The 15,043-nt window shown below is 43.2% G+C and carries 15 protein-coding genes; 13 read left to right on the top strand and 2 right to left on the bottom strand.

Annotation, left to right across the window (positions count from 1 at the left end):
* Nucleotides 1-147: 147 nt before the first annotated feature.
* Nucleotides 148-759, bottom strand: a complete 612-nt coding sequence (locus tag Vgang_RS02855; RefSeq protein ID WP_105903348.1) for a peroxiredoxin C — start codon at nt 757-759, stop codon at nt 148-150.
* A 199-nt stretch (nt 760-958) separates the two neighbouring features.
* Here Vgang_RS02855 and Vgang_RS02860 point away from each other — a divergent pair, with 199 nt between their 5' ends.
* The 6 genes from Vgang_RS02860 (at nt 959) to secF (ending at nt 7,607) form a co-directional block, all read left to right on the top strand.
* Nucleotides 959-1,864: a hydrogen peroxide-inducible genes activator gene (locus Vgang_RS02860; RefSeq protein ID WP_105903349.1), complete on the top strand. Its 906-nt coding sequence runs from the start codon at nt 959-961 to the stop codon at nt 1,862-1,864.
* Between the two features lie 128 nt (nt 1,865-1,992).
* On the top strand, nt 1,993-3,045 hold the full coding sequence (queA, locus tag Vgang_RS02865; RefSeq protein WP_105903350.1) for a tRNA preQ1(34) S-adenosylmethionine ribosyltransferase-isomerase QueA: 1,053 nt from the start codon (nt 1,993-1,995) through the stop codon (nt 3,043-3,045).
* An 87-nt stretch (nt 3,046-3,132) separates the two neighbouring features.
* Nucleotides 3,133-4,284, top strand: a complete 1,152-nt coding sequence (gene tgt / locus Vgang_RS02870) for a tRNA guanosine(34) transglycosylase Tgt (RefSeq protein WP_211294108.1) — start codon at nt 3,133-3,135, stop codon at nt 4,282-4,284.
* A 103-nt stretch (nt 4,285-4,387) separates the two neighbouring features.
* Nucleotides 4,388-4,723 (top strand): preprotein translocase subunit YajC, encoded by a 336-nt coding sequence (gene yajC / locus Vgang_RS02875; protein ID WP_105903352.1) that lies wholly within the window; start codon nt 4,388-4,390, stop codon nt 4,721-4,723.
* Between the two features lie 73 nt (nt 4,724-4,796).
* Nucleotides 4,797-6,647 (top strand): protein translocase subunit SecD, encoded by a 1,851-nt coding sequence (secD, locus tag Vgang_RS02880; RefSeq protein WP_105903353.1) that lies wholly within the window; start codon nt 4,797-4,799, stop codon nt 6,645-6,647.
* Nucleotides 6,648-6,656: 9 nt separating this feature from the next.
* On the top strand, nt 6,657-7,607 hold the full coding sequence (secF, locus tag Vgang_RS02885; RefSeq protein ID WP_105903354.1) for a protein translocase subunit SecF: 951 nt from the start codon (nt 6,657-6,659) through the stop codon (nt 7,605-7,607).
* A 172-nt stretch (nt 7,608-7,779) separates the two neighbouring features.
* Here secF and suhB read toward each other — a convergent pair whose 3' ends face one another.
* Nucleotides 7,780-8,583, bottom strand: coding sequence for an inositol-1-monophosphatase (gene suhB / locus Vgang_RS02890; protein ID WP_105903355.1), 804 nt, complete (start codon nt 8,581-8,583; stop codon nt 7,780-7,782).
* Nucleotides 8,584-8,760: 177 nt separating this feature from the next.
* Here suhB and trmJ point away from each other — a divergent pair, with 177 nt between their 5' ends.
* The 7 genes from trmJ (at nt 8,761) to hscA (ending at nt 14,942) form a co-directional block, all read left to right on the top strand.
* The gene (gene trmJ, locus Vgang_RS02895; RefSeq protein WP_105903356.1) at nt 8,761-9,498 is read left to right on the top strand and encodes a tRNA (cytosine(32)/uridine(32)-2'-O)-methyltransferase TrmJ; all 738 of its coding nucleotides are present in this window, start codon (nt 8,761-8,763) and stop codon (nt 9,496-9,498) included.
* Between the two features lie 94 nt (nt 9,499-9,592).
* Nucleotides 9,593-10,117, top strand: a complete 525-nt coding sequence (gene iscR, locus Vgang_RS02900; protein WP_105903357.1) for a Fe-S cluster assembly transcriptional regulator IscR — start codon at nt 9,593-9,595, stop codon at nt 10,115-10,117.
* 37 nt (nt 10,118-10,154) lie between these two features.
* The gene (locus Vgang_RS02905; RefSeq protein WP_105903358.1) at nt 10,155-11,369 is read left to right on the top strand and encodes an IscS subfamily cysteine desulfurase; all 1,215 of its coding nucleotides are present in this window, start codon (nt 10,155-10,157) and stop codon (nt 11,367-11,369) included.
* Nucleotides 11,370-11,403: 34 nt separating this feature from the next.
* Nucleotides 11,404-11,787 (top strand): Fe-S cluster assembly scaffold IscU, encoded by a 384-nt coding sequence (gene iscU, locus Vgang_RS02910; RefSeq protein ID WP_105903359.1) that lies wholly within the window; start codon nt 11,404-11,406, stop codon nt 11,785-11,787.
* A gap of 171 nt (nt 11,788-11,958) precedes the next feature.
* Nucleotides 11,959-12,282, top strand: coding sequence for an iron-sulfur cluster assembly protein IscA (gene iscA, locus Vgang_RS02915; RefSeq protein ID WP_105903360.1), 324 nt, complete (start codon nt 11,959-11,961; stop codon nt 12,280-12,282).
* 241 nt (nt 12,283-12,523) lie between these two features.
* Nucleotides 12,524-13,039, top strand: a complete 516-nt coding sequence (gene hscB, locus Vgang_RS02920; RefSeq protein WP_105903361.1) for a co-chaperone HscB — start codon at nt 12,524-12,526, stop codon at nt 13,037-13,039.
* A gap of 52 nt (nt 13,040-13,091) precedes the next feature.
* On the top strand, nt 13,092-14,942 hold the full coding sequence (hscA, locus tag Vgang_RS02925) for a Fe-S protein assembly chaperone HscA (RefSeq protein ID WP_105903362.1): 1,851 nt from the start codon (nt 13,092-13,094) through the stop codon (nt 14,940-14,942).
* Nucleotides 14,943-15,043 lie beyond the last annotated feature (101 nt).

Raw genomic sequence — 15,043 nt, forward strand, 5'->3', positions numbered from 1 at the left:
TATTTGATTTTGAAAAAGCAGTGTGCAGTTTGTATGTGAAATAATATGGATAGGGTCAAACTTTTATCACTGTAAGAATAAAAAGAGAAAAGAAACCCCGCACGATGGCGGGGTCTAAAGATGAAAGATAAAAAAGTCGAGACTTAATTATTTTTTGTTCAGGTCACCTTCGTGTTCTGAAAGGTATGCTGCTACACCTTCAGTAGAGCCTTTCATACCTGCTTTACCTTCTTCCCATTGTGCTGGGCACACTTCACCGTGTTTTTGGTGGAAGTTTAGTGCGTCAACCATACGTAGCATTTCGTCGATGTTACGGCCTAGTGGTAGGTCGTTAACAACTTGGTGACGTACAACGCCGTCTTCGTCGATTAAGAAAGAACCACGGAAAGCAACACCAGCTTCTGGGTGCTCAACATCGTAAGCTTTTACGATTTCGTGCTTAACGTCAGCGACTAGTGGGTATTTCACTTGACCGATACCGCCATCAGCGATAGCTGTGTTACGCCATGCGTTGTGTGAGAATTGAGAATCGATTGAAACACCGATCACTTCAACGCCTTTAGCTTGGAAATCTTCGAAACGTTTGTCAAAAGCGATAAGCTCTGATGGGCAAACGAAGGTGAAATCTAGAGGGTAGAAGAAAACAACCGCTTTCTTGCCTTTAGTGAATTCTGCAAAGTTGAATGAATCAACGATCTCACCGCTACCTAGAACTGCTGCTGCTGTGAAATCTGGGGCTTGACGACCTACTAGTACCATTTTGTTGCTCCTAATTTTTGCTTGATATATTAATCAATCACCCAAACATCATTGTTTGAGTTGTTTTTCCACGACAAACTATAGTACAAGCAGTACTATGAAAAAAAGCGAAATAAACCGATAAACATTATCGAAAAAAGCGATAACTTCTAATTTGTGAACTGGCTTAGGTTTTCACTCTACTTTATTGAAATTTAATATGACTAAATGGCCCAGCTTAAAACAACTCCATTATTTAATTACCCTGTATGAAACTCGTCATTTTAGTGAGGCGGCAGAGCGTTGTTTTGTTAGCCAATCGACGTTAAGTAAGGGGATTCAAAACCTTGAGTCTCTCATTGGTTGTCCTTTGTATGAAAAAAAAGACAAGAAAAGCCCGCTAGTTTTCACTTTAGCTGGCAAACAGGTGGTTAAGCAAGGGCGTGAATTACTCGCCAAGAGCCAAGATTTACTTGAATTAGGGTCACTATGCCAAGGCAATACGATGCAAGGGCAACTTAGGCTTGGCTGCATTCCAACCATTGCGCCTTTTTTACTCGGTGATTTGGTTCAGGAAGTCAATACGCGTTTTCCTCAATTGACATTGTTATTACGGGAAGACACCACCACAAATTTATTGAAAGCACTGCGTCATGGAGACTTAGATGTGCTGATCTTAGCGATGCCTGTTAATATTGGTGAAATGGAGTGCCGAATTGTTGGGCAAGATCCGTTTCGAATGATCATAGGAAGAGAGCAGGCACAGGCAATAAAAAATCCCATTCATTATGATGACTTGCCGGATGAGTCTGTTTTTTTGCTCGAAAATGAACATTGCTTAACCGAGCATGCCGTTTCCGCTTGTAAACTCACCAAAAAAGAGAAAATCAATCCATTTTCTGCCACCAGTCTGCACACTTTAGTACAAATGGTTGCCAATGGTTTAGGGACTACTTTTATTCCTCAAATTGCCATTGACCATGGTTTAATTGATAAGCAAAACATCGTTGTGATGGATCCTCCCGGTCAAAATGCGCATCGAAATATTGGTGTGATTTGGCGACCAAGCTCAAATCGAATTACGACATTCAATTCCTTAGCCGATGTGGTGGAAGGTTTACTTTGATTCAATCCTATCAAACCTTGATCTTAATGGTGGTAAGCCTATACTAGCGCCTGATTTATACACCGCTAATCTTCAAGTTGAGCTAATTAAGTTGAACCATTGTTTTAGCCTTAACAAAGTGACCCTTCATGCAAGTATCTGATTTTGATTTTGAACTTCCTGATGAGCTGATTGCTCGTTACCCTCAACCAGAGCGTACTGCGAGTCGTTTATTACAATTAAACGGCAATACTGGTGAACTTATCGATGGCAAATTTACTGATGTGTTGGATCTGATTCAGCCGGGTGATTTGGTCGTTTTCAATAATACACGTGTGATACCTGCTCGAGTATTCGGTCGCAAAGAATCAGGCGGTAAAATCGAAGTGTTAGTTGAGCGTGTGATTGATGAGCATTCTATTCTGGCTCATGTGCGTGCATCTAAATCGCCAAAACCAGGCAATACTTTATTCTTAGGTGATAACGACGAAATCAAAGCGCAAATGGTCGCGCGTCACGATGCGTTATTTGAAATCCGTTTTGACGATGACATGGGCGTATTTGATATTTTAAATCAGATAGGCCACATGCCTTTACCGCCGTATATTGATCGCCCAGACGAAGATGCGGATAAAGAACGTTACCAAACGGTTTATAATGAAAAGCCAGGGGCAGTAGCTGCACCAACTGCTGGTTTGCATTTTGATAATGAACTTTTAGACAAGATTAAGGCCAAAGGTGTCGAATTTGCTTACGTGACCTTGCACGTAGGGGCGGGCACATTCCAACCGGTTCGTGTGGATGATATTCAAGAACATCACATGCATTCAGAATACGTGGAAGTGCCACAAGAAGTGGTGGATGCGATTGCAGCAACCAAAGCTCGCGGTGGCCGTATTGTTGCCGTCGGTACGACGTCGGTTCGTTCACTTGAAAGTGCTGCGCAAGATGCGAAACAAAAAGGTACGGAACTGGCACCGTTTTTTGGCGACACTGAGATTTTTATCTACCCAGGCTATGAATATCAGCTGGTGGATGTACTCATTACCAATTTCCACTTACCAGAATCGACCTTGATTATGTTGGTGAGTGCGTTTGCCGGTTACGAGCATGTAATGAATGCTTATCAGCATGCTGTAGAACAACAATATCGCTTCTTTAGCTATGGTGATGCGATGTTTGTGACAAAACGAGACTCGTAAGCTCGAATCTCGTTACTCGATAGACGAGACTCGAGTGTTCGAGTTTCGATTTTCGTTGGACTGTTTATCCGACATTTTGGAGGCTTCGTGAAATACGAACTAATTAAAAAAGACGGCGTAGCTCGTCGCGGACGCTTAACCTTTAAGCGTGGCTCAGTTGAAACACCAGCGTTTATGCCTGTTGGTACTTACGGTACGGTAAAAGGTATGACGCCAGAAGAAGTGAAAGACACGGGCGCAGAAATCCTTTTAGGTAACACATTCCATTTATGGTTACGTCCTGGCCAAGAAATCATGAAGTTGCATGGTGATTTGCATGATTTCATGAACTGGCAAGGGCCAATTTTGACCGATTCAGGTGGCTTCCAAGTATTCAGCCTAGGTGATATTCGTAAAATCACCGAAGAAGGCGTACATTTCCGTAACCCAGTGAATGGCGACAAAATTTTCATGGACGCGGAAAAGTCGATGGAAATTCAACGCGATTTAGGCTCAGACATTGTCATGATTTTCGATGAATGTACGCCGTACCCGGCAACACATGAAGAAGCGCGTAAATCGATGGAAATGTCATTGCGTTGGGCCAAACGCAGCCGTGATCATTTCGACAAGTTAGAAAACCCAAATGCGCTGTTTGGTATTGTTCAAGGTAGTGTCTATGGTGATTTACGTGATGTGTCCGTTAAAGGCCTAACTGAGATTGGTTTTGACGGTTACGCGGTGGGGGGCCTTGCCGTTGGTGAGCCAAAAGAAGACATGCACCATATGCTTGAGCACACCTGTCCACAGCTACCAGAAGACAAACCTCGTTACTTAATGGGGGTTGGCAAACCTGAAGATTTAGTTGAAGGTGTACGCCGCGGTATTGATATGTTCGACTGTGTGATGCCAACACGAAATGCACGTAACGGCCATTTATTTGTCACTGGCGGTGTCGTGAAAATTCGTAATGCTTCGCATAAAACCGACACGTCAGCCTTAGATCCAGAGTGCGATTGTTACACTTGTAAGAATTATTCTAAGTCGTACCTGCACCATTTGGATCGTTGTAATGAGATTTTAGGCGCTCGTCTAAATACCATTCATAACCTTCGTTATTATCAACGTTTGATGGCAAGTATCCGTCAGGCGATTGATGAAGATCGTTTTGATGCATTCGTAAAAGAATTCTACGAGCGTCGCGGTCGTGAAGTGCCACCGTTGCAAAAAGAAGTGCGAATGAGTGATTCATCACAATAAATTGTTCTTTTTAATCGGTTAACTTATTCCTCACCTTGAAAAGGCGGGGGATAAACCCAATTTATAACGCAATTATTTATTTACAGAAAAAGGAAATGTTTTAATGAGCTTATTTATCTCTGAAGCACATGCTGCTGGCGCTGGTGCACCTGCTGGTGGTGGTATGGAAATGTTCATCATGCTTGGTATGTTCGCGTTGATCTTCTACTTCATGATCTACCGTCCACAAGCAAAACGTGTAAAAGAGCATAAAAACCTAATGGCTTCTATGTCTAAAGGTGATGAAGTATTAACGGGTGGTGGCTTAGTCGGCAAAATCGTTAAAATTTCTGACGACAACGACTACATCCTATTAGCTTTGAATGAAGCAAATGAAGTAACAATCAAAAAAGATTTCGTTACGGCAGTGTTACCAAAAGGTACGCTTAAATCTCTATAATTATCGTCAAAAATAGCAGGGTGAGATTCACGCCTGCTTTTTTTGTTAGCTATAAAAGCTAAGGATACTTGCTGTGTTAAACCGTTACCCATTATGGAAGTATCTGATGGTGGCTGCTGTCATCTTAATCAGTGCGCTATATGCGCTTCCAAATTTATACGGTGAAGATCCTGCGGTACAAGTCACTGGGGCACGTGGTGCCTCGGTTGACATGTCTACCATGGATACTTTGAATACCGTACTCAAAGAAAAAAATATTGAAACGAAATCTGTTGCTTTGGAAAACGGTTCGGTTCTTATTCGTTTTAAAGATACTGATACTCAAATCAGTGCTCGTGACCTAATCAACCAGTCAATGGGACGTGATTATGTTGTCGCGCTAAACCTTGCCCCTGCTACACCAAATTGGCTTAATGCAATCGGTGCAACTCCAATGAAACTTGGCCTTGATTTACGTGGTGGTGTTCACTTCTTGATGGAAGTGGATATGGACGCTGCAATGGAAAAACTGATCGGCCAACAAGAAGAATCATTCCGTAGCGATCTTCGTGATGAGCGTATTCGTTACCGTGCTATTCGTCCTTCAGGCAAAGATGCGGTTGAAATCGTACTTCGAAATGAAGACCAACTTCAACAAGCTGAGAAAGTGTTGTCAGACAAACATCGTGACATGGTGTTTACCGAAGGTAAGAACAACGCTTTGATTGCCAAATTTAATGAAGCACGTTTACTTGAAATCCGTAACTATGCGGTAGAGCAAAACATTACTATTTTACGTAACCGTGTTAACGAATTAGGTGTGGCAGAACCATTAGTTCAACGTCAAGGTGCGAGTCGCATCGTAGTTGAATTACCGGGTGTTCAAGACACCGCACGTGCGAAAGAAATTTTGGGCGCTACAGCAACCCTTGAATTCCGTGAAGTGGATGATAAAGCGGATTTAGCTGCTGCAGCGGCTGGACGTGTTCCACCGGGTAGTGAAGTGAAGTTCGACAAAGATGGTCGACCAGCAGTGCTGAAAAAACGCGTCATTCTTGGCGGTTCAAGCATTACTGATGCAAGTTCAAGTACCGATGAATACGGCCGTCCACAAGTTAACATCTCACTGGATAGTGAAGGTGGTAACAAAATGGCAGACTTCTCTAAAAAGAACATTGGCAAGCTAATGGCGACCGTGTTTACCGAGTACAAAGACAGCGGTAAGCGCACCCCTGAAGGCAAAGTAATCTTGGCGAAACACGAAGAAGTGATTAACCAAGCGACGATTCAATCGGCACTTGGCCGTAGTTTCCGTATTACTGGTATCGACTCTCCTGCTGAAGCGCATAACTTAGCGTTGCTATTACGCGCGGGTGCTTTGATTGCACCAATTTCAATTGTAGAAGAGCGTACTATCGGTCCTTCAATGGGGCAGCAAAATATCGACAAAGGTATGCAAGCGTGTATCTGGGGTATGGTAGCGGTAATGCTATTTACTCTGATCTACTACCGTCGTTTTGGTCTGATTGCCAACATGGCATTGATGGCAAACTTAGTATTGATCATTGGTGTGATGTCTCTAATTCCTGGTGCAACCATGACCTTACCGGGTATTGCCGGTATCGTATTGACAGTGGGGATGGCGGTCGACGCCAACGTGTTGATATTTGAGCGTATACGTGAAGAGCTAAAAGAAGGCCGTAGCCCTCAACAAGCGATTCACCAAGGTTACGCTAATGCCTTTAGTACCATTGCCGATGCCAACATCACGACCTTAATCACCGCGATCATCTTGTTTGCTGTGGGTACAGGTGCGATTAAAGGCTTCGCGGTTACGCTATCTATCGGTATTTTAACGTCTATGTTTACAGCCATCATTGGTACCCGTTGTGTGGTGAACCTAATGTACGGCGGTAAGCGTAATATCAAGAAATTGTCGATCTAAGGAAAAGTTATGTTTCAATTATTGAAAGCAGACAAAGCGATCGACTTTATGCATTGGTCAAAGTTTGCCTTCGTACTTTCTGGTCTTATGATTGCCGCGTCTTTGTTCTCTATTTCTACCAAATGGTTTAACTGGGGCTTAGACTTTACTGGCGGTACCTTAATTGAAGTATCGTTTGAGCATCCTGCGAATTTGCCTGTACTGCGTGAAGCATTGGCGAAAGATGGATTTGCAGATGCAACAGTACAGAATTTTGGTTCTGCGCAAGATGTGATGGTTCGCATGCGTCCTCGCGAAGATGCGAAAGGTGAAGTGATTGGTAACCAAGTTCTTCAATCTTTAAAGCAAGCCTCTGGCGATCAAGTTCAACTAAAACGTATTGAATTTGTTGGTCCTAATGTGGGGGGCGAGCTGGCTGAAGCGGGTGGTCTTGCGATTCTAATCTCGCTATTGTGTATCTTGATGTATGTCTCTATGCGTTTTGAATGGCGTCTTTCTGCTGGTGCGGTATTATCATTGGCGCACGATGTGACCATTACACTAGGCATCTTCTCGTTCTTACAAATTGAGATTGATCTTACTATCGTGGCGGCATTGCTGACGGTGGTGGGGTACTCATTGAACGATACCATTGTTGTATTTGACCGTATTCGTGAAAACTTCCGCAAGATGCGTAATGGCACGCCAAGCGGTATCATGAACAACTCAATTACTCAAACATTAAGCCGTACCTTGATTACTTCTGGTACAACGCTGTTTGTGGTTATTGCCTTGTTTACTCAAGGTGGGGCTAACATTCACGGCTTTGCATTAGCGTTACTGCTAGGTATCACGGTAGGTACTTACTCTTCAATTTATGTGGCTTCAGCATTGGCACTACGCCTTGGCTTGAACCGTGAGCACTTGATGCCAACACAAGTTGAAAAAGAAGGTGCAGATCAAGAAGATATGTTGCCATAATAAAAGCATCATAGTTTTCAAAACAAAGGCTTTGGATTACGGTCCAAAGCCTTTTTAATATCTCTCGAAACTCGAAACTCGAAACTCGAAACTCGAAACTCGAAACTCGAAAAAAAAACGCCCGCTGAAATATCAGCGGGCGTCTTGTTATTCGATTATAGGAGATGAAAGATTACTTCATCATGCCTTCGTTTGCGTGTTCACGAACGTGCTTAAGAATGCTCTTAACACCACGTGCACTTGAACCCACGATGTTACCAGACGCTAGGTAGTTCGTACCGCCTGCAAAGTCAGTTAGGATAGCGCCAGCTTCACGAGCGATCAATTCACCCGCTGCGATATCCCAAGGTTTTAGACCAAGTTCGAAGTAACCATCAACACGGCCAGCGGCTAGGTAACATAGATCAAGAGCTGCAGAGCCGCTGCGACGGAAGTCAGCACACTCAGTGAATAAACCACCGACAATTTTGATGTAGCTTTCAGAGTGTTGTTTTTGCTTGAACGGGAAGCCAGTCGCTAAAATTGCACCATTCAAATCTTTAATTGGGTTTACACGTAGACGAGCGTTGTTCAGCTGTGCGCCAGAACCACGTTGTGCAGTGAAGAGTTCGTTACGGATTGGGTCGTAAACACAAGCTACCTCAGTTTTACCGCGCATACGAACCGCGATAGAAACAGAAAAATGAGGGAAGCCTTTCATGAAGTTAGTCGTGCCATCCAGTGGGTCAATGATCCATTGTACGTCAGTATCTTTACCGTCAACTGCGCCACCTTCTTCACCAACGATGCAGTGGTCAGGGTAAGACTTTTTGATGGTATCGATAATCAGTAATTCTGCTTCTTTGTCGATGTTAGTGACAAAGTCGTTCTGACCTTTTTGAGTAGATTCAATCTTGTCAGTGTTTTCTAATGATTTTGCAATATGGTTGCCAGCTACACGTGCAGCACGAATAGCGATATTTAGCATAGGATGCATATGATTTTCCCAACGGATGTTAAAGAACGAAAAAAGCGACGCGCAGTATAACAGAGTTTTATTAAATGAAAAGCGTCTATTTTTTGTTCGCTCGGAGAGGCTCTCGATTAAGTCGGCACTTTTTAAAAACAGAGTATGGTATCATCGAGCCAATTTTTCACTATGGTAATCACGACAATGTTAGACAATATCAAAGTAATTCTCGTTGGTACCTCTCACTCAGGCAATATAGGCTCGGCAGCAAGAGCAATGAAAGTTATGGGATTAACAGAATTAGTCTTGGTTTCTCCGCAATGTGAAGTGGATGAACAAACCCTATCTCTGGCTTCAGGGGCTGGAGATGTTGCGCAAAATGCCTTGATTGTCGATAACCTAGATGATGCTATTTCTGATTGCGTATTAGTTGTTGGATCCAGTGCTCGTTCGCGAACGCTTGAATGGCCAATGCTAGAGCCACGCGAATGTGGCCGCAAATTTATTCAACAAGCAGAGCAAGGAAAAGTGGCATTAGTGTTTGGCCGAGAAAGAACCGGTCTCACTAATGAAGAACTACAAAAGTGCCATTATCACGTCTGTATTCCTGCGAACCCTGAATACAGCTCGCTTAATTTAGCCATGGCTGTACAAACGCTAGGTTATGAGATTCGTATGGCATGGTTAGAAAAACAAGCTGCTCAGTATCCTGAAGTGCAACCGGAAGAGTACCCAAGACACAAAGAATTGGAATTATTCTACCAACACCTTGAAAACGTCATTCTAAAGACCCAGTTTATCTCTAAAGATAAGCCCAATTTGGTGATGAATAAATTACGCCGCCTGTTCAGTCGAGCTCGACCAGAAGTACAGGAATTAAATATGTTGCGCGGTATTTTGACCTCTGTTGAAAAGTCTCTGAACGATAAAAAAGCGGATTGATTAATACTTGACTAAATTAGTCAAATAAATACTTGACCATTTTACTCTGGTATGGGATGATAGTGTCCACATACTTACTGTGGGTACGGGCAATATGAGACTGACATCAAAAGGAAGATATGCGGTAACAGCAATGTTGGATGTGGCTTTACATTCCAATCAAGGACCTGTTCCGCTAGCCGATATTTCTGAACGCCAAGGGATTTCATTATCTTACTTGGAACAACTTTTTTCACGACTACGTAAAGCCGGATTAGTGGCAAGTGTACGTGGTCCTGGCGGTGGCTACCGTCTTGGTATTGATGCCAATGAAATCGCAGTAGGCACAGTGATTGCTGCTGTTGATGAATCGGTCGATGCCACTAAATGTCAAGGTAAAGGTGATTGCCAAGGCGGCGTACGCTGCTTGACGCATACACTGTGGCATGATTTAAGCGCTCGTATTAGCGAGTTCCTCGATGGAATTACGCTTGGAGAACTGATGTTAAATAACGATGTTCTCGATATTTCTGAGCGTCAGAATATTGAACTAGTAGTGAATAACAGCTTTGGTAATCATAATTATGCTTCTGATAATAAAGACAAAGCTGACACTGTTAGTATGAATGCTCGCTCTTAACGGTGAGTGACAAAGTTTTCACATTGTGGAGTAAAGAATGAAACTGCCTATTTATTTTGACTATTCAGCTACCTGCCCGGTTGATCCGCGTGTTGCTGAAAAAATGGTTCAATTTATGACGATGGACGGCACCTTTGGTAACCCAGCGTCACGTTCACACCGTTTTGGTTGGCAGGCAGAAGAGGCTGTTGATCACGCTCGTGAACAAATTGCAGATCTTCTTAATGCCGATCCTCGTGAAATCGTATTTACTTCAGGTGCAACTGAATCTGATAACCTTGCTATTAAAGGTGTGGCACACTTCTACGGTAAACAAGGTAAGCACATTATTACCTGTAAAACTGAGCACAAAGCCGTACTGGATCCATGCCGTCAATTAGAGCGTGAAGGTTACGAAGTGACTTATCTTGAGCCTGAAAGCAATGGTTTGATTGACCTTGAAAAGTTCAAGGCAGCTTTACGTGAAGACACGGTATTGGTGTCGATCATGCACGTAAATAACGAAATCGGTGTGATTCAAGATATTGCCGCTATTGGTGAGCTTTGCCGTGCAAACAAAACGGTTTTCCATGTCGATGCTGCTCAATCAGCCGGTAAACTACCGATTGATACTCAAGCATTAAAAGTCGATTTGATTTCACTTTCTGCGCATAAAATTTATGGTCCAAAAGGTATCGGTGCTCTGTATGTCCGCCGTAAACCTCGCATTCGTTTAGAAGCGCAAATGCACGGTGGCGGCCATGAGCGTGGTTTCCGTTCAGGTACTCTAGCGACTCACCAAATCGTGGGTATGGGTGAAGCGTTTGCAATTGCTAAGCAAGATATGCAAAAAGATTATGATCACGCATTAATGCTTCGTAACCGTCTATTAGATGGTATCAAAGACATGGAAGCGGTGACGATCAACGGCGATCTTGAGCAACGTTTACCAAATAATCTAAATGTCAGCTTCGCTTTCGTTGAAGGTGAATCGTTATTGATGGCATTAAAAGATTTAGCGGTTTCTTCTGGCTCTGCATGTACATCAGCAAGCCTTGAACCATCTTACGTATTACGTGCATTAGGATTAGACGACGAATTAGCCCACAGCTCAATTCGTTTCTCATTCGGCCGTTTTACAACCGAAGAAGAAGTGGATTATGCCGTTGAGCAAATCCGCGTCGCAGTAGATAAGCTACGTGACATGTCACCACTGTGGGACATGTTCAAAGAAGGGATTGATTTGAACACCGTTGAGTGGGCACATCACTAATCTCAAGGAAGTAGAGGATTCGAGGTAATAGATTATGGCATATAGCGAAAAAGTAATTGACCACTATGAGAACCCACGTAATGTAGGTTCTTTCGACAAAGAAGATCCAAGTATCGGTAGTGGTATGGTCGGCGCACCTGCGTGTGGTGACGTAATGAAATTGCAAATCAAAGTGTCTTCAGAAGGCATTATTGAAGATGCAAAATTCAAAACTTACGGTTGTGGTTCTGCGATTGCATCAAGCTCACTGGTTACTGAGTGGGTAAAAGGTAAGAGCCTAGACGAAGCTGCTTCAATCAAAAACTCTCAAATTGCTGAAGAGTTAGCGCTTCCACCGGTTAAAGTTCACTGTTCAATTCTTGCGGAAGACGCAATTAAAGCAGCAGTGTCTGACTACAAGAAAAAACATCAACAATAAAGTTGAATGATAAGGGAGGGGAAACCTTCCCTTAGCTCGTTAAGTTCGAGAATTTGATTTCTTGTCTTAATAGCAGCGCTTTCATCTTAATTGACCGTTTTCTTCTTATTAATAGATAGACCAAGTTTAATAGATAAACATAAGATTAATAGACAAACACAAGGTTGAAGTATGGCCATCACCATGACAGACGCGGCAGCAAGTCGCGTGAGAACATTCTTAGAAAACCGAGGCAAAGGCATTGGCTTGCGCTTAGGGGTAAGAACGACCGGTTGTTCGGGTATGGCGTATGTACTTGAGTTTGTAGATCAATTAAATGAAGAAGATCAGATTTTTGAGCATGATGGCGTAAAAGTCATCATTGATCCAAAAAGTTTAGTTTATCTTGATGGTACGGAACTCGATTTCGCCAAAGAAGGGCTAAACGAAGGTTTTAAATTTAATAACCCAAACGTGAAAGGCGAATGTGGTTGTGGTGAGAGCTTCAACGTATAATCAGCGCCATTGAGGGGCCAAAGTTTAGAGTGCTTGGTAAATCAACGTTCTTGCTAAATAAAGTTCTTGGTAGATTAAAGCCTTTGGTGAATTTAAAGCGTTTGGCAAATAGATGTGGCGTACAATATACAGCCTCTAAGTCAATGGCATCCAAGCTTTTCAGTTTAGGGTGCCATTCGTCTTTTAAAGCATCTTGAAGTTAATTTGGTATAGAGTCGTCAGAATTAAGTAGAGTTTCATTATGAATCATTTTGAATTATTTGGCCTAGAGAACCAGTTTGAGCTGGATAATGCTGTATTGTCTGACACTTTCCGCGATTTGCAACGTCGCTTTCATCCAGACAAATTCGCTTCAGCTTCCGAGCGAGATCGTTTATTAGCGGTGCAAAAAGCCGCGGAGATTAATGATGCTTATCAAACGTTAAAATCGCCGACGTCTCGTGCCGAGTACATTTTAGCCTTACATGATGTGGATATTCGCGCTGAGCAACAAACCATGAGCGATCCCATGTTCTTAATGGAGCAAATGGAGCTTCGTGAAGAAATCGAAGAAATTGCCCAATCGTCAGATCCAGAAAGCGCCTTGTTTGATTTTGATATCAAAGTACAAAAAATGCATAAGCAGCAACTTGCGAGCTTAACGGCGCAGTTAAACGCTCAAGAATGGATGGATGCCGCTGACAGTGTCAGAAAGCTCAAATTTATCGACAAATTAAAACATGAAATCGAACAACTAGAAGATAAGTTGTTGGGTTAATGTATTTGGTATTTCACGCCAGAAAAAGAATTTAAAAAGGACAGTTCCGACTATGCTACTTCAAATTGCAGAACCAGGCCAAAGCGCCGCGCCGCATCAACATAAGTTTGCCGTAGGTATTGATTTAGGGACAACCAACTCACTGGTTGCTGCGGTAAGAAGTGGTTCTTGCACTCCGCTTGTTGATGAAGAGCAGCGCGTTATCTTACCTTCTGTTGTGCACTATTCTCGCGATGCGATTACTGTAGGGCATGAAGCAAAGCGTCGCGCGCAGCAAGATCCAAAGAATACCATCAGCTCTGTGAAACGCCTGATTGGTCGTTCATTACAAGATGTGCAAAGCCGTTATCTTGATTTACCTTACCAATTCCAAGCCAGTGAAAATGGTTTGCCTCTCATTGAAACGCCAACCGGCTTAGTGAATCCAATTCAAGTGTCGAGTGAGATTTTAAAGAGCCTTGCCGCGCGCGCTGAGAAAACCTTAGATCACGAATTGGAAGGCGTTGTGATCACGGTGCCGGCGTATTTTGACGATGCGCAACGTGCGGGAACGAAAGATGCTGCGGAGCTAGCGGGATTGAAAGTACTGCGTTTGTTGAATGAGCCGACAGCAGCTGCGATCGCCTACGGTTTAGATTCAGGTCAAGAGGGCGTGATAGCCGTCTATGACTTAGGTGGCGGAACATTCGACATTTCATTATTGCGTCTATCGAAAGGTGTCTTTGAGGTACTTGCGACTGGTGGAGATTCGGCACTAGGCGGTGATGATTTTGATGATTTGTTAGTGGATCATTTTAAACAACAAGTTGGGCAAACTGACAAACTGACTGCCGAGCAGCATCGTGTGTTATTGGACGCGGCGACGCAAGCTAAAATTGCGCTATCTGATCATGAGCAAGTCGCGGTTGATGTCCTTGGGCAGACGGTGACATTAACTCGTCAGCAATTTGATGATTTAATTCAACCTCTGGTGAAGAAAACATTATTGTCGTGTCGCCGTGCATTAAAAGATGCGGATGTTTCTGCGGATGACGTGAATGAAGTCGTCATGGTCGGCGGCTCTACTCGAACACCTTTAGTTCGTACTATGGTGGGTGACTTTTTTGGTCGTACGCCTTTAACCAGCATTAACCCTGATGAAGTGGTGGCGGTTGGCGCCGGTATTCAGGCAGATATCTTGGTGGGTAACAAGCCTGATTCTGACATGTTATTGCTTGATGTGATCCCGCTGTCTCTGGGTATTGAAACCATGGGGAATTTGGTGGAAAAAATCATTCCTCGTAATACCACCATTCCCGTTGCCCGCGCACAAGAATTTACCACCTTTAAAGATGGTCAAACCGCGATGCTGGTTCATGTTGTGCAAGGTGAGCGTGAAATGGTGGACGATTGCCGTTCATTGGCTAAGTTTACCCTGCAAGGTATTCCGCCAATGAAAGCAGGCGCAGCGCATATTCGAGTCACTTATCAAGTCGATGCTGATGGTTTGCTGTCTGTGACTGCAATGGAAAAAAGCACTGGTGTTCAAGCTGATATTCAAGTGAAGCCTTCTTACGGTTTAAGTGATACCGAAATTGCTGACATGTTGAAATCATCCATGACACATGCCAAAGAAGATATGCAGGCTCGCGCATTAGCAGAACAAAAAGTAGAAGCAGACCGTGTGATCGAAGGCCTATTAGTGGCACTGCAAGAAAATGGCGAGCAACTGCTCAGTGTCGAAGAATATAAAGCGATTGAAGATTCATTAAGAACCTTGATTGAATTGCGTAACGGCACTGATGCGGATGCAATTGAACAAGGGATCAAAGATACCGATAAAGCGAGCCAAGAATTTGCTTCACGTCGTATGGATGTTTCCATTCGTGCTGCATTGGCTGGTCAGTCAGTCGATAACCTTTAATAACTCAGCCTGGCTGAAAATACATAAGTTATATCAATTAAATTAATAAGTTTGATTGGTATCAAATGAGCGATAGGATTAAATCGTAGCTCTAGTTAAGT

It is taken from the genome of Vibrio gangliei (assembly GCF_026001925.1).
Classification (GTDB): domain Bacteria; phylum Pseudomonadota; class Gammaproteobacteria; order Enterobacterales; family Vibrionaceae; genus Vibrio; species Vibrio gangliei.